Annotated in this window: 1 protein-coding gene; it reads right to left on the reverse strand. The window is 44.6% G+C overall.

What is annotated here, in order from left to right; translation table 11 throughout:
- Positions 1-343 (reverse strand): 5-deoxy-glucuronate isomerase (locus SB658_RS22590; RefSeq protein WP_410602455.1); only part of this gene is annotated, 343 nt, incomplete at both ends.

The following is a 343-nucleotide window of genomic DNA, read 5'->3' on the forward strand; positions in this document are numbered from 1 at the left end:
TTGTTTCAGATGGCTCCCCCATAAAATGAAAGACACGAGCATCTTCTTCGATATCAAGATATAAGTACACTTCCATACGCCGATCATGAATATGAGCGGGCATCGTATTCCACGTGTTATTGGTTTCCAGTTGAGTGATTCCCATCATGAGCTGACAGCTTTGAATACCGTTTGCGTGGATGACTTGATACAAGTTTCGTACGTTTGAAGCAGACGCTTCCCCTAAGTGATTCGGTGTTAATTCAGCGATGGCAGCTTTTTGCGTAGGGTACGCTTTGTGAGCGGTGGCTGATACAAGATAGAACTTGGCTTCTTCGCCTGATGAACTAGCAAACTGTACATC

The sequence above is a fragment of the Bacillus sp. SIMBA_008 genome (genome assembly GCF_046535495.1).
Lineage (GTDB): Bacteria > Bacillota > Bacilli > Bacillales > Bacillaceae > Bacillus > Bacillus subtilis.